The sequence below is a fragment of the Nesterenkonia sp. PF2B19 genome, from assembly GCF_001758425.2.
Lineage (GTDB): Bacteria > Actinomycetota > Actinomycetes > Actinomycetales > Micrococcaceae > Nesterenkonia > Nesterenkonia aethiopica.
Genome location: NZ_MDSS02000122.1, coordinates 1 through 1,630, shown reverse-complemented (window position 1 = coordinate 1,630; position 1,630 = coordinate 1). Strand labels below are relative to the sequence as shown.

Here is a 1,630-nt window from a genome sequence, read left to right as displayed (position 1 = left end):
CTCGACCTGGAGCGCGGCGCGCAGCGGCGAAGGAGGGCCTGGCGCCGCTTGCCGGACGGACCGTGGCCGCTGGCGTCGTCGGCGGGCTGAACGTGTGGCGTACCGATGTGGCCCGGGCGGCCGGGCTGCTGGACCAGCTGCGGGAGCGCCACGAGGGCCCGGTGACGGTCAGCAGCTCCACGTCGCTGCTGCACGTCCCCCATGACGCGGCCCGCGAGACGCAGCTGGACCCGCAGGTGGCCGGCTGGCTCGCCTTCGCGGACCAGAAGGTCGGCGAGGTGCTGGCGCTGGCCGGTCATCTCACTGCAGGTCCGGACGCCCTGGAGGGGCTGCGCGCGGATGACGCCTCCCGCCGCAGGCTGCGTGAACGGCACCCGCAGGTGCGGGTGGAGGCGGTGCGCCGTCGTCTGGACGAGGTGCTGCCGGAGGACCGCCGCCGGGCCGCCGCCGAGCACCGCCGGGCCGCTCAGGATGCAGCTCTGGACCTGCCGCCGCTGCCGACCACCACGATCGGTTCCTTCCCGCAGACCTCCGAGATTCGCCGGGTGCGCGCCGCCCACCGGCGAGGGGCCCTGGACCAGCAGGGGTACGAGGAGGCCATCCGCGGGCAGATCGCCGACTGCATCCGCCGCCAGGAGGACCTGGGTCTGGATGTGCTGGTGCACGGCGAGGCGGAGCGCAATGACATGGTCCAGTACTTCGCGGAGAACCTGGAGGGCTTCATCACCACCACCCACGGCTGGGTGCAGTCCTACGGCTCCCGCTGCCTGCGCCCGCCGATCCTCTTCGGCGATGTGCACCGTCCCGCCCCGATCACCGTGGAGTGGACCCGCTACGCCGCCTCGCTGACCCGCCGGCCCGTCAAGGGCATGCTGACCGGCCCGGTGACGATCCTGGCCTGGTCCTTCGTGCGCGACGACCAGCCGCTGGCCGCCACGGCCGACCAGATCGCACTGGCCCTGCGGGACGAGGTGGAGGATCTGCAGGCCGCCGGCACCCGGATCATCCAGGTGGACGAGCCGGCGCTGCGGGAGCTGCTGCCGCTGCAGGTGGCCCACCGCCCCGAGTATCTGCGCTGGTCGGTGGAGTCCTTCCGCCTGGCGACCTCCGCGGCGAAGCCGGACACCCAGCTGCACACCCACCTGTGCTATTCAGAGTTCGAGACCGTCATCGACGCGATCGACGCCCTCGACGCCGACGTCACCACCCTGGAGGCCTCCCGGTCCGGCTTCGAGGTGGTCACCGCCCTGGCGGAGCACGGCTTCTCCCGCGGCATCGGCCCGGGCGTGTGGGACATCCACTCGCCGCGGGTGCCCGGGGTGGACGAGCTCATCGAACGGCTGCGGCTGGCCGCCGAGGTGCTGGACCCGCAGATCGTGTGGTCCAACCCGGACTGCGGCCTGAAGACCCGCGGCTGGGAGGAGACGGAGGCCTCGCTGCGCCATCTGGTCAACGCCACCGCGGTGGTGCGCGCCGAGCTGGCCCGGGTCCCGGCCGGGGTGTGACGCTCCGGCGGTGAGGTCAGGATCACGACGGCGCGGGCCGGCGCCCGCGGAGCTCGGCTCTGCGGACACCGGGGCCGCCGTCGTCGTCGTGCGCAGCCTCCGGGCTCCGAGCCGTCGGTCAGTCC

1 protein-coding gene is annotated in these 1,630 nt (G+C 73.6%); it reads left to right on the top strand.

Features of this window, described 5'->3' with window-relative positions:
* A partial coding sequence (metE, locus tag BCY76_RS17195) for a 5-methyltetrahydropteroyltriglutamate--homocysteine S-methyltransferase (protein WP_139827888.1) occupies positions 1 to 1,505 on the top strand: 1,505 nt, incomplete at its 5' end.
* Positions 1,506 to 1,630: the final 125 nt, after the last annotated feature.